Annotated in this window: 15 protein-coding genes; 6 read left to right on the top strand and 9 right to left on the bottom strand. The window is 62.4% G+C overall.

The features are described from left to right. The 9 genes from ACWIEX_RS00105 to ACWIEX_RS00145 all read right to left on the bottom strand — a co-directional run. Window positions 1–9,330: Ig-like domain-containing protein (locus ACWIEX_RS00105; protein ID WP_454031133.1), on the bottom strand; the 9,330-nt coding region annotated here is incomplete at its 3' end. A 112-nt stretch (window positions 9,331–9,442) separates the two neighbouring features. After that, entirely contained in the window at window positions 9,443–11,575 is a 2,133-nt protein-coding gene (locus ACWIEX_RS00110; protein ID WP_454031134.1) for a site-2 protease family protein, read from the bottom strand. Next, entirely contained in the window at window positions 11,572–12,948 is a 1,377-nt protein-coding gene (locus tag ACWIEX_RS00115; RefSeq protein WP_454031135.1) for an efflux RND transporter periplasmic adaptor subunit, read from the bottom strand. Before ACWIEX_RS00115 ends, ACWIEX_RS00110 begins: the two co-directional genes overlap by 4 nt. Before the next feature lie 80 nt (window positions 12,949–13,028). Beyond that, a complete protein-coding gene (locus tag ACWIEX_RS00120) occupies window positions 13,029–13,772 on the bottom strand; it encodes an efflux RND transporter periplasmic adaptor subunit (protein ID WP_454031136.1) in 744 nt (247 codons plus the stop codon). 6 nt (window positions 13,773–13,778) lie between these two features. After that, on the bottom strand, window positions 13,779–15,365 hold the full coding sequence (locus ACWIEX_RS00125; protein WP_454031137.1) for a TolC family protein: 1,587 nt from the start codon (window positions 15,363–15,365) through the stop codon (window positions 13,779–13,781). Between the two features lie 31 nt (window positions 15,366–15,396). Further along, window positions 15,397–16,389 carry a hypothetical protein gene (locus ACWIEX_RS00130; protein ID WP_454031138.1) on the bottom strand — a complete coding sequence of 331 codons (993 nt, stop codon included), beginning with the start codon at window positions 16,387–16,389 and terminating at the stop codon, window positions 15,397–15,399. 179 nt (window positions 16,390–16,568) lie between these two features. Next, window positions 16,569–17,201, bottom strand: coding sequence for a response regulator (locus ACWIEX_RS00135; protein ID WP_454031139.1), 633 nt, complete (start codon window positions 17,199–17,201; stop codon window positions 16,569–16,571). A 133-nt stretch (window positions 17,202–17,334) separates the two neighbouring features. Beyond that, window positions 17,335–19,056 carry a sensor histidine kinase gene (locus ACWIEX_RS00140; protein ID WP_454031140.1) on the bottom strand — a complete coding sequence of 574 codons (1,722 nt, stop codon included), beginning with the start codon at window positions 19,054–19,056 and terminating at the stop codon, window positions 17,335–17,337. A gap of 127 nt (window positions 19,057–19,183) precedes the next feature. Continuing rightward, window positions 19,184–19,969, bottom strand: coding sequence for a porin family protein (locus ACWIEX_RS00145; protein WP_454031141.1), 786 nt, complete (start codon window positions 19,967–19,969; stop codon window positions 19,184–19,186). 417 nt (window positions 19,970–20,386) lie between these two features. Here ACWIEX_RS00145 and ACWIEX_RS00150 point away from each other — a divergent pair, with 417 nt between their 5' ends. From ACWIEX_RS00150 to ACWIEX_RS00175, 6 genes are all read left to right on the top strand, one after another. Further along, complete coding sequence (locus ACWIEX_RS00150; protein WP_454033429.1) at window positions 20,387–20,761, top strand: hypothetical protein; 375 nt, start codon at window positions 20,387–20,389, stop codon at window positions 20,759–20,761. A 122-nt stretch (window positions 20,762–20,883) separates the two neighbouring features. Next, window positions 20,884–22,515 (top strand): arylsulfatase, encoded by a 1,632-nt coding sequence (locus ACWIEX_RS00155; RefSeq protein ID WP_454031142.1) that lies wholly within the window; start codon window positions 20,884–20,886, stop codon window positions 22,513–22,515. 164 nt (window positions 22,516–22,679) lie between these two features. Then, complete coding sequence (locus ACWIEX_RS00160; RefSeq protein ID WP_454033430.1) at window positions 22,680–23,651, top strand: HAD family hydrolase; 972 nt, start codon at window positions 22,680–22,682, stop codon at window positions 23,649–23,651. Between the two features lie 132 nt (window positions 23,652–23,783). Then, window positions 23,784–24,080, top strand: a complete 297-nt coding sequence (locus ACWIEX_RS00165; RefSeq protein ID WP_454031143.1) for a hypothetical protein — start codon at window positions 23,784–23,786, stop codon at window positions 24,078–24,080. Window positions 24,081–24,264: 184 nt separating this feature from the next. Further along, window positions 24,265–24,639, top strand: a complete 375-nt coding sequence (locus ACWIEX_RS00170; protein WP_454031144.1) for an HdeA/HdeB family chaperone — start codon at window positions 24,265–24,267, stop codon at window positions 24,637–24,639. A 93-nt stretch (window positions 24,640–24,732) separates the two neighbouring features. Next, window positions 24,733–26,382, top strand: a complete 1,650-nt coding sequence (locus ACWIEX_RS00175; RefSeq protein ID WP_454031145.1) for an arylsulfatase — start codon at window positions 24,733–24,735, stop codon at window positions 26,380–26,382. Window positions 26,383–26,523 lie beyond the last annotated feature (141 nt).

A 26,523-nucleotide genomic window follows, 5' to 3' on the forward strand; every position in this document is an offset into this window, starting at 1 on the left:
GACCGGCGTGACCGTGATGGTGAGGGTTGCGGTATCGACCAGTGCACCATCGGAGATGGTGTAGGTCGCAACCGGAACCGGGCCGTTATAATTGGCTACCGGCACGAAGCTGTAGCTGCCATCGGCGCCGATGGTCAGAGCGCCGACGCCGGCAATCGTGGCCGTCTGGCCCGCCGTATAGGTCGTGCCGTCGACCACGAACTGCGTCACCGACAGCGGGCCTCCATCGACATCCGTGTCGTTGGTCAGCACGTTGCCGGTGAGCGTCGTGTCTTCCGGCGTCGTCCCGGCGTCGTCGACAGCGACCGGCGGATCGTTCACCGGCGTGACCGTGATGGTGAGGGTCGCGGTGTCGACCAGTGCACCATCGGAGATAGTGTAGGTCGCAACGGGAACCGGGCCGTTATAATTGGCTGCCGGCACGAAGCTGTAGCTGCCATCGGCGCCGATGGTCAGAGCGCCGACGCCGGCAATCGTCGCCGTCTGCCCCGCCGTATAGGTCGTGCCGTCGACCACGAACTGCGTCACCGACAGCGAGTCGCCATCGACATCCGTGTCATTGGTCAGCACGTTCCCGGTAAGCGTCGTGTCTTCCGGTGTCGTCCCGGCGTCGTCGACGGCGACCGGCGGATCGTTCACCGGCGTGACCGTGATGGTGAGGGTCGCGGTATCGACCAGTGCTCCATCGGAGATGGTGTAGGTCGCAACCGGAACCGGGCCGTTATAATTGGCTACCGGCACGAAGCTGTAGCTGCCGTCGGCGCCGATGGTCAGAGCGCCGACACCGACGATCGTCGCCGTCTGCCCCGCCGTATAGGTCGCGCCGTCGACCACGAACTGCGTCACCGATAGCGGGTCGCCATCGACATCCGTGTCGTTGACCAGCACGTTCCCGGTAAGCGTCGTGTCTTCCGGTGTCGTCCCGGCGTCGTCGACAGCGACCGGCGGATCGTTCACCGGCGTGACCGTGATGGTGAGGGTCGCGGTGTCGACCAGTGCACCATCGGAGATAGTGTAGGTCGCAACCGGAACCGGGCCGTTATAATTGGCTACCGGCACGAAGCTGTAGCTGCCGTCGGCGCCGATGGTGAGAGCGCCGACACCGACGATCGTCGCCGTCTGGCCCGCAGTATAGGTCGTGCCGTCGACCACGAACTGCGTCACCGACAGCGCGTCGCCATCGACATCCGAGTCGTTGGTCAGCACGTTGCCGGTGAGCGTCGTGTCTTCCGGTGTCGTCCCGGCGTCGTCGACGGCGACCGGCGGATCGTTCACCGGCGTGATCGTCAGCGTCAGCGTCGAGGTGTCCGTGCCACCCTGGCCGTCCGAGACGGTGTAGGTGATCACCGGGATTGGGCCGGTATAGTCGGCCGCAGGCGCGAAGCTGTAGCTGCCATCGGCATTGATGGTGATCGTGCCGACGCCGGCGATCACGACGGGGCCGCCCACCGACTGCGTACCTGCCATACCGGCGATCGTATAGCTGGTGATCGTCAGCGTATCGCCTTCGACATCGGTGGCGTTGTTGAGCAGATTGTCCACCGTGCCGCTGGCGACCGTCAGTGTCGTGTCCTCGACGACGGTGTTGGTTTCGTTGCCATCGACCGGCGGATCGTTGACCGGCGCGATGTTGAAGGCAAACCTGTTCGGGCTCTGGTCCGTATTCTGACCGCCATTGGCGGTGCCGCCATTGTCCACGACCTGGAAGGTGAACACGCCGATGCCGATGCCGTTCACATTGGCTGCGGGCTGGAACGTCAGGTTCGGGATGTCCGCCACGGCTATTGTCTGACCCACCGTCACGGCAACTCCGTTCAGGAGGAGCGTGCCGTCGCTGGCGGGCGGCAGCGTCGTGATGATCACCGCCTGCAGCGCATTCGCCGGATTGTCGTTCGGATCGGTGAAGCCGAAATCCCCCGCCGAGAAGGCATACGCCGTGTCCTCGGCGATCGTCACCGTCTTGTCGGCGCCCGCCGGCGGATCGTTGACCGGTATCATTGTCAGGGTCAGCGTCGAGGTATCGGTGCCGCCGGCGTTGTCGGAAACGGTATAGGTGACAACCGGGATCGGGCCGGCATAGTTGGCGACGGGGACAAAGGAGTAGCTGCCGTCGGCATTGATGGTGATCGTGCCGACGCCAGCGATCAGGTGGCCGGTGCCGATAGTCCCTGTCAGTCCGTCAACCGTGTATCCGATAACGCTCGGTGTTCCCCCGTCGATATCGGTGGTGTTGGCGAGAAGGCCGGAAGCCGTGGGCACCGTAAGGGGCGTGTCCTCGGTGACCGTATTGGTTTCATTGTCATCGACAGGCGGGTCGTTGACCGGCGTTACGAAGATGATGAGATCGGCGCTGGATTGGAAACCGCTTGGGTCATGGATCCTGTAGGTCGCCACCGGCACCGGGCCGTTGTAGTTCGGCAAGGGCACGAACGTATAGCTGCCGTCGGCATTGATGGTCAGCGTGCCGACGTTGGGAATCACGGCCGGGGCACCGGGAAGGAAGCCACCGACGCCTGCCACCTCGTACAGATCGACCGTCAGCGGGTCGCCGTCCACGTCGACGTCATTGCCGAGCACATTGCCCGTGAGCGTCGTGTCTTCAGGTGTCGACACGAGATCGTTTCTGGCAACCGGCGGATCGTTGACCGGCGTGATCGTCAAGGTCAGTGTCGAGGTGTCCGTGCCGCCGGCGTTGTCCGAGACGGTGTAGGTGATCACGGGAATGGCGCCGGTATAGTCGGCAGCCGGCGCGAACGTGTAGCTGCCATCGGCGTTGATGGTGATCGTGCCGACGCCAGGGATCAGGGTTGCTGTCCCCGCGGCGATTGGATTGCCGCCGTTGATCCCCGGAATCGCGTAGTCGGCGATCGTCAGCGTATCGATGCCGTCGACATCCGTTGCGTTGTTGAGCAGCCCGTTTGCTGCCGGGACTGACAGCGTCGTGTCCTCGACGACGGTGTTGGTCTCGTTGCCATCCACCGGGGGATCGTTGACCGGCGTCACCGTGATGGTCAGCACTGCGCTGGCAGTGCCGCCGCTGCCGTCCGAAACCCTGTAGGTCACCGGCGGAACCGTGCCGTTGAAATTGAGGGCGGGCGTGAAGGTGTAGCTGCCATCCGCCGCGATCATCAGGGCGCCGAAGCCGGGAATATTCGCCGTCGTACCCGGGCCGAAGAGGACTCCCTCGACCTCGAATCCTTCCACCGTGAGCGTGGCATTGTCGACATCGCTATCGTTCGCCAGAAGTCCCGAGGCGGCGGGAACCGTGAGCGTCGTGTCTTCCGCCAAGGTCGCCGTGTCGTCATTGGCCACCGGCACATCGTTGACGGGCGTCACGGTGATGGTCAGCGTCGCGGTATCGGTCAGCGCGCCGTCGGACACGGTGTACGTCACCACCGGGACAGGGCCGTTGTAGTTCGGCGCCGGCACGAAAGTATAACTGCCATCGGCGTTGATCGTCAGCTGGCCGACGAGGGGAATCGTCGCCGTCTGGCCGGCCGTGAATGTCCTGGAACCGACCTGGAACCCGGTCACGGTCAGCGGGGTGCCGTCGACATCGGAGTCGTTGAACAGAAGTCCCGAGGCGGCGGGAACCGTAAGCGTCGTGTCTTCCGGCGTCGTGCCGGTATCGTTGACGGCCACCGGCGGGTCGTTCACCGGCGTCACGGTGATGGTCAGCGTCGCCGTGTCGGTCAACGTGCCGTCGGACACGGTATAGGTAATCACCGGGACCAGACCATTGTAATCCGGCGCCGGCACGAAGGTGTAGCTGCCATTGGCGTTGACCGTGATCTGGCCAACGTCTGGGATCGTCCCCGTCTGACCGGCCGTGGCGGTGATACCGTTCACCGAGAATTGGGTGACCGTCAGCGTGGCGTTGTCGATATCGGTATCGTTGGTCAGCACATTGCCGGTGAGCGTCGTGTCTTCCGGCGTCGTGCCGGTATCATCGACGGCGATCGGCGGATCGTTCACCGGCGTCACCGTAATCGTCAGTGTTGCCGTGTCGCTCGCCGTTCCATTCGTTGCTGTATAGGTTACAACCGGAACCGGGCCGAAATAGTCAGGCGCCGGAACGAACGTGTATGTGCCATCCGCGTTGATCGTCAGCGTGCCGACACCTGTGATCGCCGCGGGCGATCCGGCAGCATAAACCGTGGGGTCTCCAGCCACCGTGAAGCTGGTAACGGTGATGGTGCCTCCCGCGGGATTGACATCATTGCTCACGACATTGCCGGTCAGCGTCGTGTCTTCCGGCGTCGTGGCGACGTCGTCATTGGCGCCCGCGCCGCCGGGCGGTATCACATCGATATTCAGCGCGCCCTGGTCGGTGCCGCCATTGCCGTCCGAGATCGTATAGTCGATCTCGGGAACCGGCCCGTCATAGCCGGGTGCGGGCACGAAGATGTAACTGCCATCCGGATTGATTGTGATCGTGCCAACGCCCGGAATCGGCGTCGTCGTGCCCGCCGGGATCGGGTTGCCGCCGTTAACCCCCGGGATCGTGTATTCCGTGACGATGATCGTATCACCATCGACATCGTTATCATTGTTGATGACGTTGCCACTCAGGGTTGTATCTTCTGGCGTCGAGGCGTTGTCGTCATTGGCGACCGGCGGGTCGTTGACCGGTGTGACATTGAGCGTCAGCGTCGCGGTCGTCCTGGTGCCGTTCTCGTCTTCAACCGTATAGGTGATGACCGGTACCGGGCCGGTGTAATTCGCGGCTGGAACCAGAGTGTAGCTGCCATCGGCGTTGACGGTGATCGTGCCTTCGGGAACCGTGGTCGTCGCGCCGGCAATGAACGTGATGCCGTTCACCGTGAAGCCGACGACGGTTAGCGTATCGCCGGTATCCGGATCGGTGTCGTTGCCCAGGACGTTGCCGCTGAGGGGCGTGTCCTCGGGGGTCGTTCCGGTGTCGTCGACGGCCACCGGCGGATCGTTCACCGGCGTCACGTTGAGCGTCAGGGTGCCCTGGTCGGTACCGCCATTGCCGTCCGATACGGTGTAGGTGGCGACGGGAACGGGGCCGTTATAGTTCGGGGCCGGTACGAACGTGTAACTGCCATCGGCATTGATGGTGAGGTCGCCGACGCCTGCGATCGTCGCCGCCTGGCCCGCCGTATACGTCGCTCCGTCGACGACGAACTGCGTCACCGACAGCGCGTCGCCATCGACGTCCGTGTCGTTCGTCAGCACGTTGCCGGTGAGTGTCGTGTCCTCCGGCGTCGTCCCGGTATCGTCGGTGGCGACCGGCGGATCGTTTTCCGGCGTGATGATGATCGTCAGGATGGCGGTGTCGGTCAGCTGGCCGTCCGAAACGGTATAGGTCGCCGTCGGAACCGGACCGTCATAGTTCGGTGCGGGGGTGAAGGTGTACGATCCGTCGGTGTTGATCACCAGCGTGCCGACGCCGGGGATCGCCGCCGTGGTGCCAGCCCCATAGGTGGTGCCGTCAATCGTGAAGAACGTCACTGTCAGGTTCGTGCTGTCGACATCGGTGTCGTTCGTCAGCACATTGCCCGAAACGGGGGTGTTTTCCGGAGTGGTGGTGGCGTCGTCGGTCGCGACTGGCGCATCATTGACCGGTGTCATGGTCAGGGTCAGCGTGGACGTGTCGGTGCCGCCCTGGCCGTCGGAAACCGTGTAGGTGATCACGGGGATCGGACCGTCGTAGTTCGCGGCAGGCGCGAAGGAGTAACTGCCGTTGGCATTGATGGTGATCGTGCCGACCCCGGGAATAAGTGTCGCGGTACCGGCGGTGATCGGATTGCCGCCATTGACCCCGGGGACCGTGTAATCGGTAATCGTTACCGTGCCGCCGTCGGAATCGCTGGCATTGTTGAGCAGATCGCCCGACGCGCCATCGGCAACCGTCAGCGTCGTGTCCTCGACCACCGTGTTGGTCTCGTTGCCGTCGATCGGCGGGTCGTTCACCGGTATGACGGTGATGTTCAGCGTGGCGGTGTCCGTACCGCCGTGACCATCGGATATGGTGTAGGTAATCGTCGGCACCGGCCCGTTGAAATCGGCGACGGGTACGAAGGTATAGGCGCCGTCCGCGTTGATCGTGATCTGGCCGACGCCTGGGATCGTCCCGGTCTGACCGGCAACGGCCGTGACATTCAGCGCGGAAAACTGTGTGACCGTCATGGTGTCGCCGTCGACGTCGGCGTCGTTGGCCAGCACATTGCCGTTGAGCGTCGTATCTTCCGGCGTGGTCGTCGTGTCGTCGTTCGCCACCGGCGCGTCGTTTACCGCGGTGATGTTGAAGGAGAAGGTGTTCGGGCTCTGGTCGGTGTTCTGGCCGCCATTGGCAGTGCCGCCATCGTCGACAACCTGGAAGGTGAAGGACCCGACACCGTTGCCGTTGACGTCGGCCGCGGGCTGGAACGTCAGGTTGGGGATGTCCGCCACCGCTATCGTCTGGCCCGCGGTCACCGCGATGCCCGACAGCAGCAGCGTGCCCTGCGCGACCGGCGGCAACGTGGTGATGATCACCGCCTGGAAACCGTTGGCCGGGCTGTCGTTGGGATCGGCAAAGCCGAAGGAAGCGGCCGTGAACGTATAGGAGGTGTCTTCGGTTATCGTTGCCGTGTTGTCGGTGCCGGCCGGCGCATCGTTTGCCGCCGTGATGTTGAAGGCGAAATTGTTCGGGCTCTGGTCGGTGTTCTGGCCGCCATTGGCAGTGCCGCCATCGTCGACAACCTGGAACGTGAAGGACCCGACGCCGTTGCCGTTGACATTGGCAGCGGGCTGGAATGTCAGGTTGGGGATGTCCGCCAGGGCGATCGTCTGGCCCGCCGTCACCGCGACGCCCGAAAGCAGCAGCGTGCCCTGCGCGGCCGGAGGCAGCGTCGTGATGATCACCGCCTGGAAGCCGTTGGCGGGCGTGTCGCCTGGATCGGTGAAGCCGAAGGAAGCGGCCGAGAACGTGTAGGCCGCGTCCTCGCCAAGCGTCACCGTGTTGTCGGTGCCGGCCGGGGCATCGTTGACGGCGGCCATGGTCAGCGTCAGCGTCGAGGTGTCGGTGCCGCCGGCACCGTCCGATACGGTGTAGGTAATGACGGGAATCGTGCCGTTGAAATTCGCCGTCGGCGCGAAGCTGTAGGAACCATCGGTGTTGATGGTGATCGTGCCGACGCCTGCGATCGCCACGGCGCTGCCTACGGTCTGCGTGCCGGGGACGCCGGCGATCGTATAGCTGGCGATCGTCAGCGGATTGCCGTCCGGATCGCTGGCATTGGCAAGCAGCCCGCTCGCGGCCGGGGCCGAAAGCGTCACGTCCTCGGTGACGGTTCTGGTCTCGTTGCCATCGACCGGGTTGTCGTTGACCGCGGTGATATTGACGGTGGCGGTGCGTCCAGCCGACGAACCTCCCGCCGCGTCGGTCGCGGTGAAGGTGAATATGCGATTGGCGTTCAAGCCGCCATTGGTCGGGTTGTCGGAGCCGTTATCGTAGGTGATCGAGCGCACGAGCGCGTTCGTGGCGCCACCGCTCGGGATGTTGCCCCCCGCGCTGTTGGTGATGACGAAGGTGCGTGTGGAAGCCGTGTAGAGGATGCTGTAGGTGGTGCCGGCGACGGTGACCGTCGTGATCGAGTCACTGCCCAGGCCGACCGCCGTCCCGCCGAAAGTCAGGTGCTCCGAATTGCCGTTCGGTGCCGCGTTGGCAACGATGGTGATGCTTTGCAGATCATTGTCGGTATCGGTAGCGGTTGCGCCGTCGGCAGCCCCCGTCGCTACGATGGAGGCTGGCGCAGCCTGCTCGATATAGCCAACGGTGGTGTTGCCGCCAATCTGCGCACCATTGAGATCGACGGCCGGATTCGCCAGCAGGAACTGGTAGTCATAGTCCGCAAAGACGCGGGTCTCGATCGCGCCGGTATGCTCCTCCAGGGTCCAGTCGCCGCCGCGCGCCGCGGCGCCGGTCGGATCGGTCGAAGCCGCGACATCCGCGTGCGTGATGCCGCTGAGGATGGTCGCGGCCTGCAGCCCGTCGGCGCCGGCGGCGAAATCGCACCCGTAAATCAGAATGTCGCCGTTCTGGGACAGTGCCTGCCCGATCGTCTCCAATTCGTCGCGGTACTCGCCCTGCATGCTTTCGGCATCGAGCACCGCGGTTCCCAGTGTCAGGCTCCCTTCGGAGCCGTGAGAGATGATATGGAGCGCGCCGATATTGCTTTGGCCCTTCAGAATGCCCGCGATCTGCTCCACGCCGTCCTTGCTCGCGTCGAGCACGTAAACCCGCGCATCGACGCCCAGGCTCGCTACGATCTGCTGCCAGTTCGTCACATTGTTCCAGATGAAGAACACTTCTGTCGGCGCGGACGAGGTCACCCCGGCCGCAGCGGTGACATCCACACTTCTGGCGTCCACGTTCGTGGCGGTGCCGGCTCGCGGATCGGTCACGACCCGATCGGATGCGGCAGGCAGATCATGCTCACGCGCCGCGCCCACGGCTGTGCCGGGCCTTGCCGCATCTGATGGCGTGTCGGGTGTTGCCTCCACCGTCGAGGGTTGGTTCGCTTTCCCCGTGGCATCGGCATGCGTTGGCTCGGCCGCGCCTTTGAGTGCAAGCTCGACGGGAACCGCGCTGGTGCGGGCCTCCAACCTCTCGGCGGGAACCGCAGCCGCGACAATAGCGGCCTCATGAGCCTGCGATCGCGGGTCAGGCGGATCGATGGCGCCAGAGCGATCTGAGGTGTCCGGCGGAGAAAGCGGGGCTGCCTCCAGCGCCTCCGGCAGGTGGGCCTGAGGATGGTCGGTTCCGCCGGCTATATCCGCGTGGGGCGGTGTCTGCGTCTTGTCCGCCGCGCCGCTGACGATTGCGGCAGCGTCGCCGCGCGCCTCTGGAATCCCGGTTGGCTCGGCGCGCGTGACGACTTTCTCGTCAGTTGCCGGTGCCTGCTCGGCAATACCGGGAACGCCGGTGCCCGCAATCGTGGCGGGAGCCTCGACGCCGTTTGTTCCGCCGACGGCCTTGTCCGCTGCGACGGGCTCGACGGGAGCAAGAGCCGGGCCGCCCGTCGGGGTTGGTTTGTCAACCGGTGTGACAGGAGCGGCCTTCAGCGCCGCCTCCAGATGGTTCCATGCTGGCGCGGCGAGCTCCGTGTGCTGCCCGGTATCCGCCACGGGCTCGTGGCGAGCTGGCGCCTGTGCGGCCTGTTCCGCCGCAACCGCCGCGGCCGCGTCAAAGACCATGCGCGGTTCGAGCGTTCGGAAAACCGGCTTTTTCGACTTTTTGCCCGGAATGTCGGCAGCTTCGCCACCGACCTGGCTTCCCTGAGGAAACACGTTCGAACTGCCACGGTGCTCTCGGAACATAACCACATGCCTCGTTTCGATCGCGAAGGGTAGAAGACATGATTTTGAGTACAATTTGCGTGATACGTCAGAAAACCAGTCGTTCTACCCGATCATTCAAACAGGAAATGGCTCAGAAGTCGGCTTCTCGAATAATTACAGCAACAGCTCGCCTTGCGATCCGGCTGAGGATACTTTCAGGAGAGGCATCTATCCTTACGATTCCGCGCAAGACCGGCAAGGTCAATGGCGGATCAGCATCGGTCGTCATGATGACTTGATATTGCGCTTCCACCGGAACCGCGCCTTTCTCCTTGTCTTCATTGACAGCTATCGCTCCTCCATTCGTGGAGGCGAGATAAGGCAGATCCAACCTTGATACCCCTCCGGCGCTGATCGAGGCGAGACGAGTGCTCGATCTGGGAGTCAGGGGCTCGTCGGGTATGAATTGGCCTTGCGCACCGGGCTGAACCGCGGAGACGAGATCTTCGGGCAGATATCCGCGCACCTGGTGCCCATCCTGGGCAACGACAAGCGCCAGCTCCTCTCCCTTGCCGATCCAGCGGTCGACATGAAGATCAGGCGCGATGTCCTCCACGACGCCGGCGACGGTCGCCCTTATCGTCAGTTCGCCCTCGAGGCGGCGCAGACCTGCCATCTGCTCATCGAGGCTCGATAATTCCTGCTCGATGACGATGGTCGCGTCCCGGTCTAGTCGGTCGGCGACACGGCGCGCCTGGCGCAACGAAGCCAGGTCGCGGTTGGCCGCCGTCTTGAGGAGGTCGAGCCGCAGCTTCGGCGAATCCAGTTCGAACAGGATGTCGCCCGGTCGGACGTGATCACCATCCTTGACCATGACCCGCTTCAGCTGCGCGGCAACGGGAGTGGCGATCCGCTGGACCGAGACAGGTTCCATCACTGCCGGCACTTCGACCCGATGCGGCCATGGCACCATGACCGAAACGATGGCGCAGGCCCCAATGGCCGCCGAGAATCGATACCGGCGGCGCCGACGGATGTCGCGCCGCAGGGACCACCATGTCGCGATCTCGCTGGCAATGGGCCTGGCGACGAACCACAGGATCTCGACGGAAAACAGCAGGATGCCGAGGAGCTTCACCTGCGTCATGTGGTACACGACCAGCGCGATCGCTATGAACAAGCCGAGGCGGTAGATGCATACGGCGATGGCATACGCAATCACCGCCGCACGCCGGCGCCGAGGCCATTCTTCCGGACAGGGCGCCTGAAGATTGAACAGAATCTCCCGGATCGACCAGCGAAGGAGCGCGAAGGCTCTCGGCTGCAGATTGGAAATCCGCCAGTAGTCACCAAGCAGGTAATAGCCGTCGAAGCGCATCAACGGGCTGAGGTTGATCGCAAGGCTCAACACCCAACTCGTCGTGGCGACGAAGAAGCAGGCGCTTCTGACGATGCCATCGGGAAGGAACGCCCAGAGAAACGTCGCAATCGCCGCTATGGCGATCTCGACCATGATGCCAGCCGAGCTGACCAACATGCGCTGCCGGCGGGATGGCAAACGCCAGGCGTCGGTGACATCGGTGTAGAGAACCGGGGCAAGCACGAGAAATGCGAGGCCCATGGTCGGCACGCGACAGCCGAAATGCTTCGCCATATAGGCGTGGCCGAACTCGTGAAAGGTTTTCACGAAGAGCAGCGCCAGCACGTAACCTGCCACGCCTTCCAGCGAAAAGAAGTAGAGGAACGTATGGGAGAACGTGTCGAACTGGCGCGATGCCATGAACAGGCCCGCCAGCCCCAGCATGAAGATGACGACAAGCGCAGCACGGGATGCCAACAGCCGGGCGACGGGCAATGTGTCGCGCAGAAACGCGTCGGGCTTGAGCAAGGGCACGCGGATGAAGAGATAGTTGTGCAACAGCCACGAAACGGCGCCGCGACGCTGGTCCTGCTGCTTCCTGTAGACGGATTTCCAGCCTGAAATCGGCTCGCAGAACAAGCCGGCTTGATCGAGCATGATGGTCAACTGGTAGAGATCTTCGAGTGTGACCTCTTCCCCCAGTCGCGCGGTCAGATCGGCAGCCAGCGCATCGAGCTTCATGTAGCCGCGCCAATGCCGCAATATCTGATAGGCTCTTTCGTCGATCTCGTGATAGCGATGCGCGATCGGATCGTAGATCAGCCAGCGTTCCTCGTGGCCCTCGCGGGCGCCCGGATGCAGGCGAAGATCCTCGCGTAAGGCCGGAGCCACGAGGGCCATCGCTTCCTGCGCGGGGGCGGTCACAGCCCCACCTTCTGCCGTATCCAGGTCAGCGGCCGCCGGAAAAGATAGTATCCGAGCGGGGCGTCGTCGCTGAACAGCTGCGCGGTTCCGCGCACCCCGGGGCGGGGCAGCGTTTGACCGCCGTCGAACCGTGCATCGATCCGATAGACGAGCCCTTGTCCTTCCACCATTTGCGCCTGATGACTGACGGACGTGATCTTGGCATCGAGCGGATGTAACGGATCGCCGTTGAGAAAGGCACGGACCCGCGCGCCGGGCTTCAGGTTCAGCACCTCCGCGATCGGCAGGTTGGCGCGCAGTTCCACCTTGTCCAGATTGGCGATCTCGAGAATGCGCTGGCCGGTCACCACGGGCTTGCCGACCCATTCCTTGCGGTCCGCGTAAACCGCGATCCCGTCTCGCGCCGCGCGGATTTGCGACTTGTCAAACGTGTCCCGGGCGAAATCGCGCTCGGCGATCTTCAGCTTCAGCTCGGCGCGCGACTGTGCGAGTTCGCGTTTTGCGCTGTCGTCGACGAACGAGCTTTGCCGGAGTTGCCGCAGCTTGGCTTCCGCGACACTCACTTCCTGTTCGGCGACCTGCAGCTGGTTGCGGGGAACGGTGTCCACATAGCGGACGATGACATCGCCGGTCCGCACCGTGGAATTGGGAGCGGCAACGACGGTGTCGATCACGCCATCGATCGGCGCGGCGATCACGAACGCATCTTGCGGGATGACTTCCATCGGCGCCAGCGCCGTCATTGGCACAGGATAGAACATGGCGGCCACCACGGCGGCGCAGAGCACGTAGAGCGGCACCCGGTAGCGAAGCCGCATTCTGTGCCTTGGCGATTTGCGAACAAGGACGACCGCGGCGTGCGCGGCAGTTCCTGCGAGCCGTTCGCCAAGCGCTATCGCCCCTTCCGGAAACACCCGTTCGGAGACCACAAGAATGCCGAAGGCCGGTTTCTCGCTCAGGAATTTCAGCGGCAGCCAATATCCTCGCGAGAAAGGAAATATGCGCCCCTCGTCTTCCTGGGCCGCGGAGCCGGTTCTTAAAGTCAGAGGGGAGGCCTTTTCCCAACCCGGTACTGGCGACCGCGCGCTCAGCTCCTTCTCGAGCCAGCGGATACCTGGCGCATTGCGATCGAGCTCGCCTGCACCGGACACCTTCATGACGCGAGGCGTTCCCGAGTGCAGATCAAGGAAATAGGCCCCACGCGCGTCCGTCAACCTGCGGATCTCGTTGACCAGCAGGACGCTCAGCTCGTCGACACTGCGGCAGGCGCGGATCTCGCCTTCGACACGCAGCAAATGACGCAGGGACGCGACCGCGGCATCCTGGCTGACTTGGACTGCTGCCGGCTTGGCGTGATTGACAACAGGCGCCAACGAGGCGCGCTTCGGCGTGCCGGGGCTGCTGTCAATGTGCCCGACCGGGCTGGGCGCTTGTATACCCAACGCACTCACCTTCAGGGTCCGGGTTGCTTCAATTCCGCGGTGAGGCTCATACCGGGCAATATGTTCCGGGAGCCTTCGGCAAAAACCGCCATGATCTTTGCTGTCTGGCTTACCGAATCCACTGTCGCGGCAATGCGCTGCACCGTTGCGTCGTGCGCGGTGTCGGTTTCGTCGACTTTGATATGAAATTTCAGGCCCGGCTTGATCCAGCGAAGCCATATTGAAGGAACGATCAGTTCGATCTCAAGACGATTGGTATTGACAAGCCGCATAAGCGGCTCGTTGGGCTTAGAGATTTCGTAGGCTTTCGCGCGCATTTCCGCGACGCGCCCATCGAAAGGGGCCAGGATTTCGCACTCCTTAACCTGGATCTGAAGGCTTTCAACGTCCGCTTTCGCCTTGTCATACTTGGCGCGGTTCTGCTTGACCTCGAAAAGGCCGATAGCCTTGCGTTTGTCGAGCTCGACGCTGTTGTCCAGGGCGATCTTGTTGAATTCTGCTTCGGCGCGTGCCGCCGTGAGCGCGGCTTGATGCTTGGCGCAGTCGAACGTGACCAGGATATCGCCTTTCCTGAAATCCTCGCCCTCGCGGCGCGTGATTTTCACAATCCGAGAGCTGAGTTCCGTCGAAATCAGCGCCTCATCAACCGCCCGAACCAAGCCGCGCACCGGCTCGCGCACATCTTCCGCGCCTGCCATTCCGGCCATGGAAAGAAGCATCAGGCTCGTCGATGCAGCGATGAATGGCTCACGCATCCTCCCTCACTCTCCCGATGAGGCCGTGACGATCTTGCCCGTGCTCGCGGGCGTTCTCGGCGTCATGCCCGCCTGCCCCTCACGTCGCAGACCAGGCTGAGGCGCGGTATCGGCTTCAGCAAGCATGACGCTCAGGTTGCCGCGGCCGACCCATGTCCTGCGCAGCGCATCCTTGATCTCGGAAACGCTTGCCTTGTCGATATCGACCGGCGGATAGGCATCCAAACCGATCGAAGCATAGATGTTGGCGTAGGCGTTCTGAAGATTTGCGTAGGCGAGATCATAACGAACATCGGAGACGATCGTGTTCATCTCCTCGCGAATGAGCGTCTGCTCGCTGGTTTGATCGGTTGTGGTCGACGCCTTGACCCCGTCCAGCAACCGGTTCTGGACATTCTTCAGCTGGTCGGCGGTCGACAATTCCCTGCGGGCATGCAGATAGCGTGCGCGGCTCGCATAGACCTGGGTCATGATGGCCATGGTCAAGGCGAGAGAACGTTGATCCAGCAACTCTGCTTGAGCTTCGACCAGCTTCTTCGTCTGCGGATATTCGAATACCTTCATCAGGTTCCAGCTGGCCTGTGCGCCCCAGCCGATCCAATTTTGATTGTACAGGAACGAATTGGTGCTGATGTTCGGCCCGACAAATACATTGATCCCTGGCAGCATCTTCAGAAGTGCGGCATCGAGCTCCTTTTCGTTGCTGCGCAAATTATATGCGACGTCGCGTATTTCCGGGCGATTCATGATCGCGACACGGACCAGCTTGCGCGGGTCGACGTCGAGGGGCGCCTTGCCCGTACCGGAGCGCTTGCCTGAAAGGCGGAATTTCGAATCAGGCGGCAGATTCATCAACGCCGCAAGCTGGCTGCGGGCGACGCTCAGCTCACCTTGGATTCGCTGCGCTTCACGACGGATTTCGAGCAGCTCACGCTCATAGGTCAGCGCAACGACAGGCGACGTATTGCGTTCGGCGGCCAGCGCACGAGAGTCTGTTATAGCCCGGCGCGTCTTGTTCTCGAGAGCACCGAGACGCGACAACAGCCTCTCGCTGGCAATCGCTCGCCAATAGGCCGTACGCGTATCCTCGACGATGCGGTTCAGCGCCTTGCGGCGCGATTCCTGCTGTATGAGCACCTTGTCGGCTGCCTGCTGCGCCCGGACATAGGAGAGACCGAAATCGAGGACATTCCAACTGAGCCCGATGTTGGATTCAAGAATGTCCTTGTCCGAACTGGTCGACGGCTCGAGAGACTGCCGGCCCGTGAGAACCGAAGTGCTCGAACTCGCCAGAACATTGTTTCGACCTGTGTAGCCGGAGGCCATGACAAGATTCGGCAGGCCCTGGTAACTGGCGAGAGTGAGTTCCTGCAGCTTCACGGCTTCCTGCATCAATTCGACGCGCTGATCGAGATTGTATTTCAACGACCGGGCAATCGCCTCGTAGACATCAATAGAACCGCTGACCGGCTCCTGCGCCGACACCACCCGAGACATATTGTCGTCAGCAATCTTGGCCAGACCTGCCTGGTCAATGGGCTCTGGAACAACTGTGCACCCAGAGGCGAGAAGGGCGGTGGAGAGCAGAAGCAAGCACCGTAGATTCATTGCAAACCTTGCATAATTAAGGGGTCACTTGGCTCTGATGCGCTCGGCAGCGAAGGCATCTACACTGGGATGCTAGGACTAGGCGTCGGTTGACGCTTTCCCGTCGGCGACCCGAAAAGCGATCTGTGTTCCCGTGCCGCTCGGCGTGACGCTGTAATTGGCGACGCCAAAGGCGCCGGAGAGGACGTCGCACCGGTGACGGCGCCTCCGCTCGGCGGCATGTCCGCCAGGCGTGACTGTCGATCGTCCGCCGATACGCGATGTCGAGTGTCACTGTGCGTCGATGGGGAAAGCTCGGCCCCAACGCGGTTTCGCTTTCCGCGAGATCCGACGTCTTGTTCACCGTGAACAGGGCGGGCGCGATCGCGTTGTTGGCAGCGCTGCCGAGAGCCGGGGCATCCTGCATTGAATTGTTAAGCGCGTCGCGTCCGAACGCGAAGGGGCGGGCCGCCGAAACGGAGCGCGGGACATTCAGGTCCGTCTGCGGTGAGGCGCCGAACGTGACACGAATGGGAGCTGCCGGTTGGCTGGGGGCATAAGGGCCGAAAGGTAGGCACGGAACCACGAGGGTATCGCGCGCTTGGGCGCCGTAGTCGCCCGCGCCTACCACGCGAAGGTCGCGGTTCTGGTCGCGGGCAAACGGGTGAATGGTCGTGCTGCTGGAGTCGATCTCGGTCTGCGTCGCCTGGGTGAATTGCCCGTTCAGGGGCGCGCGCTGGAAAGCGTCGCCGTCCTTGATCTGCGCCAGATTGGCATCGGAGGTGCCGCCATCCGCGCCCTCGGTCAGCAGGATCAGGTCGATATCGGGCGAATAGCCGGCATCGCTGCCGCGAGACCCGTCCGGGACGCTCGATAAGGTGACTGTGATACGGGCGGTCTCGCCGATCAGCGTCGCGTCGCCGCCGTCAAACGTGACGACGGGTTGCACCGCAAACAGGCGCCGGTCTTCCAGCAATTCCAACACTGGGTCCGACCGGGATGGCGCCGCCCATCCCTTCGTCCAGTTCATGAATCTTTCTTTGCCTCCAAAACAAGATTGTAGCTGTGACTTACGCGGGTATTTGTAGTTTATTCGTCAGTTGAAGGGGGTATCTAAAAGCAAACATTAAACATTATCAGATAATATCAAAATAATTTGTATGGCAATTAAAGATTTTCTGATTACGCTAATTTTAATTACATAATATATTAAGCCTCTACAAGACTATTACGTATGGCATAGCGAATAAGGGCGGCCGTCGTGTCGACATTAAGTTTTCGCATGGCTGCAGCGCGGTGTGTTTCAACCGTCTTGGTGCTGAGGCTCAGGACGTCCGCGATCTGCTTGTTGGTCTTGCCTTCAGCGATGAGCTGGATGACGGACCGCTCACGCGACGAGAGGACCGACTGCTTGCCGCTGCCTTTGGACAGGTAGGACTCCAGCAATGCCTCGGAGACCTTCCCCGTAAAGAACGGCTTGTGGTTCACCAAGCTCTCGACTGCCGAGGTCAGAAGTTGTCGGGCGTCCGATTTCAGCAGGAAGCCTCGCGCGCCGGCCTCAAGCGCATCACGCACCAAATTGTCGGTGTCGTGCATGGTAAAGATCAGAATTTCTGTTCCGGGAAGCCGAGCTTTGATCTGCCGCGCGGCCTCGACGCCGTTTACCAGCGGCAACCCGAAATCGAGAATGACGACATCGGGACGTGTCTTGGCTGCTTCGCTGATGGCGCTTTTGCCATCGCAAGCCTCGGCAATCACTTCCCAGCCCGGATGGGCTTCCAGGATCGCTCGCACGCCGGAACGGACGACGTCGTGATCGTCGGCGATGAGGATGCGCGTCAACCGAGCCCCCTATTTCGTCGAAATCTGCTCTGTCAAATTGCATCGCATCGATTCCGACTATCAGGATACACGGCCGCGGTGGTGCGCCAACCTACCTAGAGTCCTGAAAACGGTGGTGGCATACCCTGAAAGTTCAGCGCTGCGCGGTGCGGGGCACTTTCGTCTTGAACGGCAATAGCGCATCAGCCAGACGCTCGGCCGCGAGCGAGGCGCGCCCCATCCGCGACAGGGGGACGGTGGCAACCACCGTGGTTCCGTCCGGTCCGGTGCGAATGCGGAGGTCGCCGCCGAATTGCTTCAGCCGCGCCCGCATGCCGGGAACGCCGACGCCGAGTTTGATTTTGGCCGTATCGGCCTCTCGCGCCCCCATCAGGCCTCGGCCATCGTCGCGAACCTGCATGACCAGGCGGCTGGCGTTGATGCGAATGTTGAGAAAGATCCGAGAGGCCTTGGCGTGCCGGTGGACGTTTCCCAGCGCTTCCTGGGCAACGCGCAGAATCGACCACTGAATATCGCTGGGCAGTGCATCTACCTCCTCGGGCACCCGAATCTGGGCTACGAGTCCGGTCCTGCAGGCGAAGCCTTCCGTGAAGTCCCGCAGCGTAGCTTGCAGGCCATCTCGTTCAAGGTCAGGTGGATGAAGTAGGTACGTGAAGATGCGTAATTCCTTCAGAGATCGATCAACCATACCTTCAATCTGCTCGATTAGATTATTCTCCTTCTCGCTTCTTTTTGATCTGTTTCCCAAATTCATCAGGCCAATGCTGGCGGCAACCAGATGTTGAGCTGTCGAGTCGTGGAGCTCGCGGGCGATTCTCTGCCTCTCATCTTCCTGGAGAGCGAGGAGCTGGGTCGAGAGCTCATTGATCTGCCTTGTCGACGATGAGACGATGCCTTCCAGGTCATGGAGCGGCTTTTCCATCCTGCGCGCGATCAGCAATGTGGCCAAAATGCCTGTGACCAACAGAGTGAGGCCCAGCCAGCCTATCTGCCACGCGGCTGATTTGATCGGCTGGTTGATGCTTGCGAGCGGGACTTCGACGACTGTCGTCCAGTTGGTTGCGCCCGAGACATGATAGGCCACGACCACCGGTTGGCCGTCGGCGTTCCGGTCGGAATATGCGCCCTCTATTGGCTCGATTCCCGCGCGACGTCCGATCCGGGCAGAAAGACCGGCCGGAGCCGGGAGCGCTTCGAGCGGCTTAATATTCTCATCGTAAAGACCCTTGATCCAGCCAGCAGGGATCTTCTGATCGCTCAGAATGCTGGCGAGGCGGCTCTCGCTGACGATCGATGTCAGGATATGACTCATCTGGCCGGTGGAATCGTTGACCCTCAGGTGCAGGCCGATGATGGTGCTGCCGGTTGCCGGCCCTCGCGCCCGGCCGGACACTCGCCAGCCACGGCTGCGAACCTGCTCCAGGACCTCCTTGTAGTTTGGGACGGAGGTGTGTCGTGGAAGTTCTGTTCCGAACGGGAACCTGGTGTTGATCAGTTGCTTCTCCAAGTCCTGGAGAAGCAGCCAGGTTCCCTCGGGTGTCTCAGTAGCTTTCATCTGGTCGTAGAAAGCCTTCAGGTCACCCGAGAGGAGCGCAGGCGATTTGGCGAGGCCTTTGAGAAGAAAGCGGATGGCTGCGATTTCCTGGTCGAACCGGAAGGACAGGCTGGCGGCCTGGCTTTGCGCGCGCTGAACGATCTGCTCGCTCTCGCCCCGGGCTCGGGCGATCAGCAAGACCGCGGCAAAGAGCCAGGTGATGATTCCCACGACCAGAAAGCCAAAGGCTACGCCTCGGCGCTTCCTGAGGGAGTGTATGGGCGATCTGGCCAATATATCATCGACCGCGTAGTCATTCATGACGCCTGCCGCATTGGAGCCGAACGACGAAGATCGCTCCTACGGTAAACCCTGAGTGGCTTTGCTGTCGAGAGATAGTCAGACTTTTTCGAGGCGCCGTGCAGTCCAAAATGCGGCTGGAACCGCCCTAGAAGCGATAGGAAACTCCGGCGATGGGGCCGCTCAGGCTGGTGTCGTAGACAAACCCGCCACGGCGATAATCGACGGCGAGGTGGCGATAGCCGATGGAGGCCGTCCAGTTCTGGTTGAAGGTATAGTCGACGGTTCCGCGCAACTGCCAGGTCAGTCGGGAGCTGCCGGCGCCGATATCCGCGTAGCCGCTGATGCCAAAGCCGTTGCCGAGCTTGGCCTGGACACGGAGGCCGCCGACGGGGTCGATCCAGGTTTCGGACGAGCCGGCGCTCACCGGCAGCACGCCGGCCAATTGAAGATCGAGATCGGTTGAGATCGACCAGATGCGACCGCCGGCCAAGAGGTCGGCGCTGACGGTCCCGTTGTCGAAAAAGCGGTAGAAGCCAGTCGCCGTCGCGGTGAAGGTCTTCGAGGCAAGCTGTGCGCTCGTGTAGCCGGGGGCGCGCAGAGTCAGGTCGCGATCTCTCTCTACGGAAATTGCGACATAGGTCAGGTCGGCGAGAACACCCCATGAGCCGTTGCGGTACTCGCCTGCCACCATCGCCGCGAAGTCGAGGTTGTGCAGAATATCGCGAAACGCGATATCGACATCGACGGTCGGGAGGTTGCGACGGGTGCCGATCGTCCCGTTGAGGCCGGCCGCCCAGAAAAAGGGCGTGATCCGGAGTTCCGTATCGGGCCGTGGAGCCGCCTGGTACGGTGCCGGGGCGAGATCGGCAGCTTGGACGGCCCCCGCAAAGGCCAGGCTGCCCACTGCCAGCAGCGATGCGATTCGGGTCATTGGCAATCCACCGGGATGTCTCTGCGGCTAGGAGCACCATGATTCCGCCCTGAGGTCTATTGGGGCAAACCCTGAAGCTCGCGCGCCGTGTCCGCCGATGTCGGCCTGGTTGGCCGTCGCGATTCCCCGGTGAGGGGCCTCGCCACGACACCTCCGGGCCTTCCAGCCTTTCATGTACCTCAAGATCGCGATTCAGGGTCTTCGACGCCGCGTTTCAGCAATTTCCCTAGAAGAAGGCAGCCGGAATGTGAGGCATGCTCCTGCCGGATCGTCGAGGGGGTCGTCATGCCGTCACGCATTATCGATCAAGGCAGGGTCATCGTATCGCGCGCCGCCTGGCTGGCTGCCGCGATGTGTATCGCAGCCCCCGCGCTTGCTTTGGACGCGCCTGATTCCGTCGGTCGGGCGAGTCCGGAGATTGTTTCAGGTCGTCTCGTCATTCCCGTGGATGCCAATATCGATTGGACCGCCGCGGCCGTTCGTCGTGGTGGTGCCGTGGTCCGGGGGCCGCGTGGCGGTGTTGCCGCAGCGGGAGGAAGGGCGGCGGTGAAAACCCGTCCCCGCCCAGGCGTCGTCGCGCCCGGGCGGCGTCCTGCCGTCGTGGCGCCGGGCTGGCGGCGTCCCGCCTCCTACTGGTGGCGTCCGGGCGGAGCTATCGCTGCGGGGGCCGCCATCGGCTTCGTCACCGCGGCCGCCGCGGCCTCCTATGCCGGTGCGCCGCCGGCCTCCGGCTATTGCTGGTACTACTCGAATCCCGAGCGCACGCAGGGTTTCTGGGATGTTTGCCCGTAGCGAGCGGCGCACGGGAGTGGCCTCTTCAGCACAGGTTTTGTGAGATCCCGACCCGTCCCATGGAGCGGCTTCCCGTTTTCTCTTTCCGCCCGTTGCTCAACGTCATTTCAAGGAGAAGTAGCATGACCTCGAAAGTGAGTGAGAACAGTCAGCCTACTCCCGCGCGGGACAGTTGCGATCTGAACCGGCGCAAGATTCTGCTGTCGGGCACGGCCTTCGTCACGGCTGCGGCCGTCGGTTCGCAAGTCCAGGCTCAGGCCCAGCAGCCGGCACCACAGCCTGCAACGGGCTCAGGGCGGCCGCCGAACATCCTGGTCATCTGGGGTGACGATATCGGCACCTGGAACATCAGCCACAACAACCGCGGCATGATGGGTTACCAGACGCCGAACATCGACCGCATCGCCAAGGAAGGTGTCTCCTTCACAGACTATTACGGCCAGCAGAGCTGCACCGCCGGCCGCGCCGCCTTCATCGGCGGTAGCGTGCCTGTGCGGAGCGGTATGACCAAGGTCGGCCTGCCAGGAGCCAAGGAGGGCTGGCAGAAAACCGACGTCACCATGGCGACCGTACTGAAGTCGCGAGGCTATGCGACCGGCCAATTCGGCAAGAACCACCAGGGCGACCGCGACGAGCATCTGCCGACGCAGCATGGGTTCGACGAGTTCCTCGGCAATCTCTATCATCTGAACGCGGAGGAAGAGCCGGAGAACCCCGACTATCCGAAGAACCCGGAGTTCCGGAAAAAATTCGGACCGCGCGGGGTCATCAAGGCTTCCGCCGACGGCAAGATCGAGGATACCGGACCGCTCACCAAGAAGCGCATGGAGACCATCGACGAGGAAACCCTCGCTGCGGCGAAGGATTTCATCCAACGCCAGGTCCGTGCCAACAAGCCCTTCTTCACCTGGTGGAACGCGACGCGGATGCATTTCCGCACCCACATCAAGCCGGCCAGCCAAGGCAAGTCGGGACAGGACGAGTATTCGGACGGCATGGTCGAGCATGACGGAATGGTCGGCGAACTGCTCAAGCTCGTCGACGATCTCGGCATCGCCAACGATACGATCGTGTTCTACTCGACCGATAACGGCCCCCACTACAACACCTGGCCCGATGCCGGCACCACGCCCTTCCGCAGCGAGAAGAACTCGAACTGGGAAGGCGCTTATCGCGTCCCCGCCTTCGTCCGCTGGCCAGGCAAGTTCCCCGCCGGCACGACGCTGAACGGCATCGTGGCGCATGAGGACTGGCTGCCGACCTTTGCCGCCGCGGCGGGCGCAGCGGACATCAAGGAGCAATTGCTCAAGGGCGTGACGCTGAACGGGCGCCCCTACAAGAACCATATCGATGGCTACAACCAGCTCGACTATTTCTCCGGAAAGACCAAGGAATCGCCGCGCAAGGAGTTCTGGTACGTCAATGACGACGGCCAGGTCGTCGCCGCGCGCTACGAGGACTGGAAGGTGGTGTTTCTCGAGAATCGGGGCGAGGCCTTCGGCGTCTGGCGCGAGCCCTTCACCGAACTGCGCGTCCCCTTGCTGTTCCACCTGCGTCGCGATCCGTTCGAGAAGGCGCAGCACAACGCGAATGTCTACAATGACTGGTTCCTATCTCGCGTTTTCGTCATCGTTCCGATCCAGGGGCTGGCAGCGCAGTTCCTTCAATCGATGAAGGACTACCCGCCGAGCCAGTCGCCGGGCTCCTTCAACCTGACCAAGATCGAGGAACGCTTGCGCGCGGCCAACAACTAGCAAGCTCTCATCATGGCCGCGGCGTTGAAACGCCGCGGCCCCTGCATTGCAATCCGGACGTCATAGGCAGTGAATTCGAGGTGAGCGCGGAGCAGCGGCTCACACCGCTTGCCAAAATCGTGGGGAATTCGATGTCGAAGCTGCGTACGATCCTTGCCGTGGCGATGTTCGCGCTGTTCGGCTTCGCGCCCGCCAGCGTCCTCGCGCAAACCGACCCGCTGCCCTCCTGGAACGACGGCAAGGCCAAGCAGGCGATCCTCGATTTCGTCGGCAAAGTGACGAAGGAAGGCGGTGCCGATTTCGTCAAGCCGGCCGAGCGGATCGCCACTTTCGACAATGACGGGACCCTCTGGTCCGAGCAGCCCGGCTATTTCCAGCTGCTTTTCGCCTTCGACGAAATCAAGCGCTTGGCGCCGCAGCATCCCGAGTGGAAAAACAAGGAGCCTTACCGCTCGGTTCTGGCCGGGGACATGAAAGGCCTTGCCGCCTCCGGGGAGAAGGGGCTGCTGGAGCTGGTCGCCGCGACCCATTCCCGCATGACGACCGAGGCTTTCGAGAAAACTGTTTCCGATTGGCTGGCTACCGCCCGCCACCCGACCAAGAAGCGCCCTTTCACCGAGCTCGTCTATCAGCCCCAGCTTGAGCTCCTGGCCCATCTGAGGGCGAACGGCTTCAAGACCTTCATCGTGTCCGGTGGCGGCGTCGAGTTCATGCGCGTCTTCGCAGAGAGGGTCTATGGAATCCCGCCTGAGCAGGTCGTTGGATCGTCGGGTGTCGTCAAGTTCATGGCCAGCCCGAACGGCCAGTTCCATCTGGTCAAGCAGCCCAAGGTCGAGTTCATCGATGATGGCGCCGGCAAGCCGGTGGGGATCAATCGCTTCATCGGGCGTCGTCCGATCCTCGCATTCGGCAATTCCGACGGAGACCTGCAGATGCTGCAATACACCGTCGCTGGAAGCGGCCCGCGCCTGGCCTTGCTCGTCCACCACACGGATGGTGAGCGGGAATGGGCCTACGATCGCAAATCGACTTTCGGCAAGCTCGACAAGGCCCTCGACGAGGCGCGCACCCGAGGCTGGGTGGTTGTCGACATGAAAGCGGATTGGAAGACGGTTTTCCCGCCGGAGCGGCCATAGCGCCGGCGGCATCCGCGCGGCGACGGCTCCCATACGGGATTGGAGATGATGGTTGCGCTGCCTGGCCGAAACCAGGGACGCCCGTCACGTGAGGCGCTCCCGCGAGGAGGGGACAGGCTGGCGAACCGAACGATGAGCGACGTGGAGGGGGTGATCGCAGAGGCCATCCTGGCGCTGCGCTCATCCGGGCGTCATGGCGTCGCGTCGGGTTTGGACCGGGTTCTGGCGCTGCTTCGCGGCAATCGTCCGGTCGCATGGGCCGTTTCCTGGTCTGAAGGAGGGACAGAGCGGCTCCAGGCCTTCCAGCGCAAGGATGTCGCCTTGTCATGGCTCGACGATCGTCGTGCCTGCAACGCCGATCTCGAAGGTGCGCTCGTTTTTCCGGTGTTCAGGACGCCGGCGGGGGAAGGGGATGCTCCTGACGGGTGACGTCGAGGCTCCGCCGGCCCTGCAAAGGAAGCCGGCGGTCCATCCGGAACTCGTTCGAATATCAGGGAATGCCCGCATTCGATTCAGGGCTCTCCCTGATTTGCCCGCCTTTATGGCCGGACGATAATCAAGATGATGGGATTTGTTGATTTGAAAATTACTTTCAGGATGAAGGTAATTTTCGATGAATCTCGCCAATATATTGCTTAATGAAGACAATGCGGAGGCATGTTCCATGATGAGAGCCATTCTGTTGAGCGTTGCGGTGCTGGCCTGCTCGGCGGCTTCCGCCCAGACGCCGTTGACGGCCTATGCGGACAAGAACGGCTATGTCGATGTTCAAAAGCTGACCTGCGCGCAGCTCGCGGGGACCTTCCAGGAGGATGCCGACATGTTGGCGACTTGGTATAGCGGCTGGTATAACGGTCTTGCCAAGGCTCACCGTGCCAAGATTACGCGCGTCAAGGAGGATCAGCACGAGGTGATCGTCTATTGCAAAGCCAATCCGAACGTCACGATCATCAAGGCGATCGATAAGATCTTCAAATCAAAGAAGTGATCGAACCGAAGATACTTCACAGCGCTGAGCCTGCTCTCCCTCGCGGAGGCGGCGGATTGTGCTGCGCCACGCAATCGACGGAAGGACGGTTCCATGGAAAAGAAGTCCACGCAGTCCAGAGATCAGCAGGCTCTCAACCGGCGCAGCATTCTTCTCGGCGGCACGGCTCTGGCGGCGACGGCGGGTGCCTTGACGGCCGCCCCCGTGCAGACAGCCCAGGCCCAGCAGCCGGCGCCGGCCGCCGGCGGCGGCAAGAAGCCGAACATCCTCGTCATCTTCGGTGACGACATCGGCGTTCCGCAGATCAGCGCCTATACGATGGGGATGATGGGCTATCGCACCCCCAATATCGACCGCATCGCCAATGAGGGCGCGATCTTCACCGACGCCTACGGCCAGCAGAGCTGCACCGCTGGCCGTGCCTCTTTCATCATAGGGCAGGAGCCGTTTCGCACCGGCCTGTTGACGATTGGCATGCCGGGCGACCCCCATGGCATTACGGATTGGATGCCGACGATTGCGGACGCGCTGAAGACTGCAGGCTACGCCACAGGCCAGTTCGGCAAGAACCATCTCGGCGACCGCGACGAGCATCTGCCGACGCGGCACGGTTTCGACGAATTCTTCGGCAATCTCTACCATCTCAATGCCGAGGAGGAGCCCGAAGGTTATTTCTACCCGAAGGATCCGGCCTTCAAGCGCCAATACGGGCCTCGCGGCGTCATCAAATCCAGCGCGGATGGCAAGATCGAGGATACCGGCCCGCTCGACACCAAGCGCATGCCGACGGTCGACGAGGAGTTCCTGGCCGGCGCCAAGGATTTCATCGACCGCCAGGCCAAGGCGAACAAGCCGTTCTTCTGCTGGTTCAACTCGACTCGCATGCATGTCTTCACGCATCTCAAGCCGGACTCGGTCGGCAAGACCGGAATGGGCATCCATGCCGACGGCATGCTCGAGCATGACGGGCATGTAGGACAGCTGCTCAAGCAGCTCGACGATCTCAAGATCGCCGACAACACGATCGTGCTCTACACCACCGACAACGGCGCCGAGATCGCGCTCTGGCCGGATGGCGCGATGACGATGTTCCGGGGCGAGAAGGGCACGACCTGGGAAGGCGGTCTCCGCATCCCGATGATGGTGCGCTGGCCGGGCACGGTGAAACCGGGCACGCAGGTCAACGAGATGATTACGTTGATGGACTGGTTCCCGACCTTCTGCGCCGCCGCCGGGCTCGGCGACGTCAAGGAGAAGATGAAGACCGGCTTCCAGAGCGGCAGCAAGACCTTCAAGGTCCATCTCGACGGCTACAACTTCATGCCCTTCCTCAAGGGGGACGAGAAGAAGGGACCCCGCGAAACGATGTTCTACTTCGACCAGGGCGGCAACCTCAACGCCGTGCGCTGGAACGACTGGAAAGTCAGCTTTGCCGTCGCCAGCGAAGGCAATATCGCGACCGCGACGCGCGAAGTGACATCCTGGGCGATGATCACCAATCTCCGCATGGATCCCTATGAGCGCGGGATGAAGGAGGGCGGCGAGGCGATGAAGTTCTTCGGCCAGCAGATGTGGCTGCTGGTACCGATCCAAGGGAAGGTCAAGGAGTTCTTCTCCGATTTCGGCGACTACCCCTTCCAGACGGGAAGCTCCCTCAACGCGGCCGGGATCAATTACGGGCTGCTGCAGCAGCAGGCGGCTCTCAAGCGGCTGGGCGATCTCGAAAGGCTGGCGCCACGCTGATCGAACCGGCGTTGCCGGGCTGACCGCGCGTAAAATCCGCTGGTCCGGCCTGGCTTCGCCGAGATAACGTTACACCGTCGCTCCCGAAAAACGGGAGCGACGGCAGTTAAAGCCTTCCATGCTCCGAATTTGGCGGGAGCA

Source organism: Allobosea sp. NPDC055353 (genome assembly GCF_053644975.1).

Excerpts from the sequence above, each read along its gene's own strand:
- ACWIEX_RS00120 (WP_454031136.1), bottom strand. The coding sequence starts at position 13,772 with ATGCGTGAGCCATTCATCGCTGCATCGACGAGCCTGATGCTTCTTTCC.
- ACWIEX_RS00130 (WP_454031138.1), bottom strand. The coding sequence starts at position 16,389 with ATGAACTGGACGAAGGGATGGGCGGCGCCATCCCGGTCGGACCCAGTG.
- ACWIEX_RS00140 (WP_454031140.1), bottom strand. The coding sequence starts at position 19,056 with ATGAATGACTACGCGGTCGATGATATATTGGCCAGATCGCCCATACAC.
- ACWIEX_RS00145 (WP_454031141.1), bottom strand. The coding sequence starts at position 19,969 with ATGACCCGAATCGCATCGCTGCTGGCAGTGGGCAGCCTGGCCTTTGCG.
- ACWIEX_RS00155 (WP_454031142.1), top strand. The coding sequence starts at position 20,884 with ATGACCTCGAAAGTGAGTGAGAACAGTCAGCCTACTCCCGCGCGGGAC.
- ACWIEX_RS00160 (WP_454033430.1), top strand. The coding sequence starts at position 22,680 with ATGTTCGCGCTGTTCGGCTTCGCGCCCGCCAGCGTCCTCGCGCAAACC.
- ACWIEX_RS00165 (WP_454031143.1), top strand. The coding sequence starts at position 23,784 with ATGAGCGACGTGGAGGGGGTGATCGCAGAGGCCATCCTGGCGCTGCGC.
- ACWIEX_RS00170 (WP_454031144.1), top strand. The coding sequence starts at position 24,265 with ATGAATCTCGCCAATATATTGCTTAATGAAGACAATGCGGAGGCATGT.
- ACWIEX_RS00175 (WP_454031145.1), top strand. The coding sequence starts at position 24,733 with ATGGAAAAGAAGTCCACGCAGTCCAGAGATCAGCAGGCTCTCAACCGG.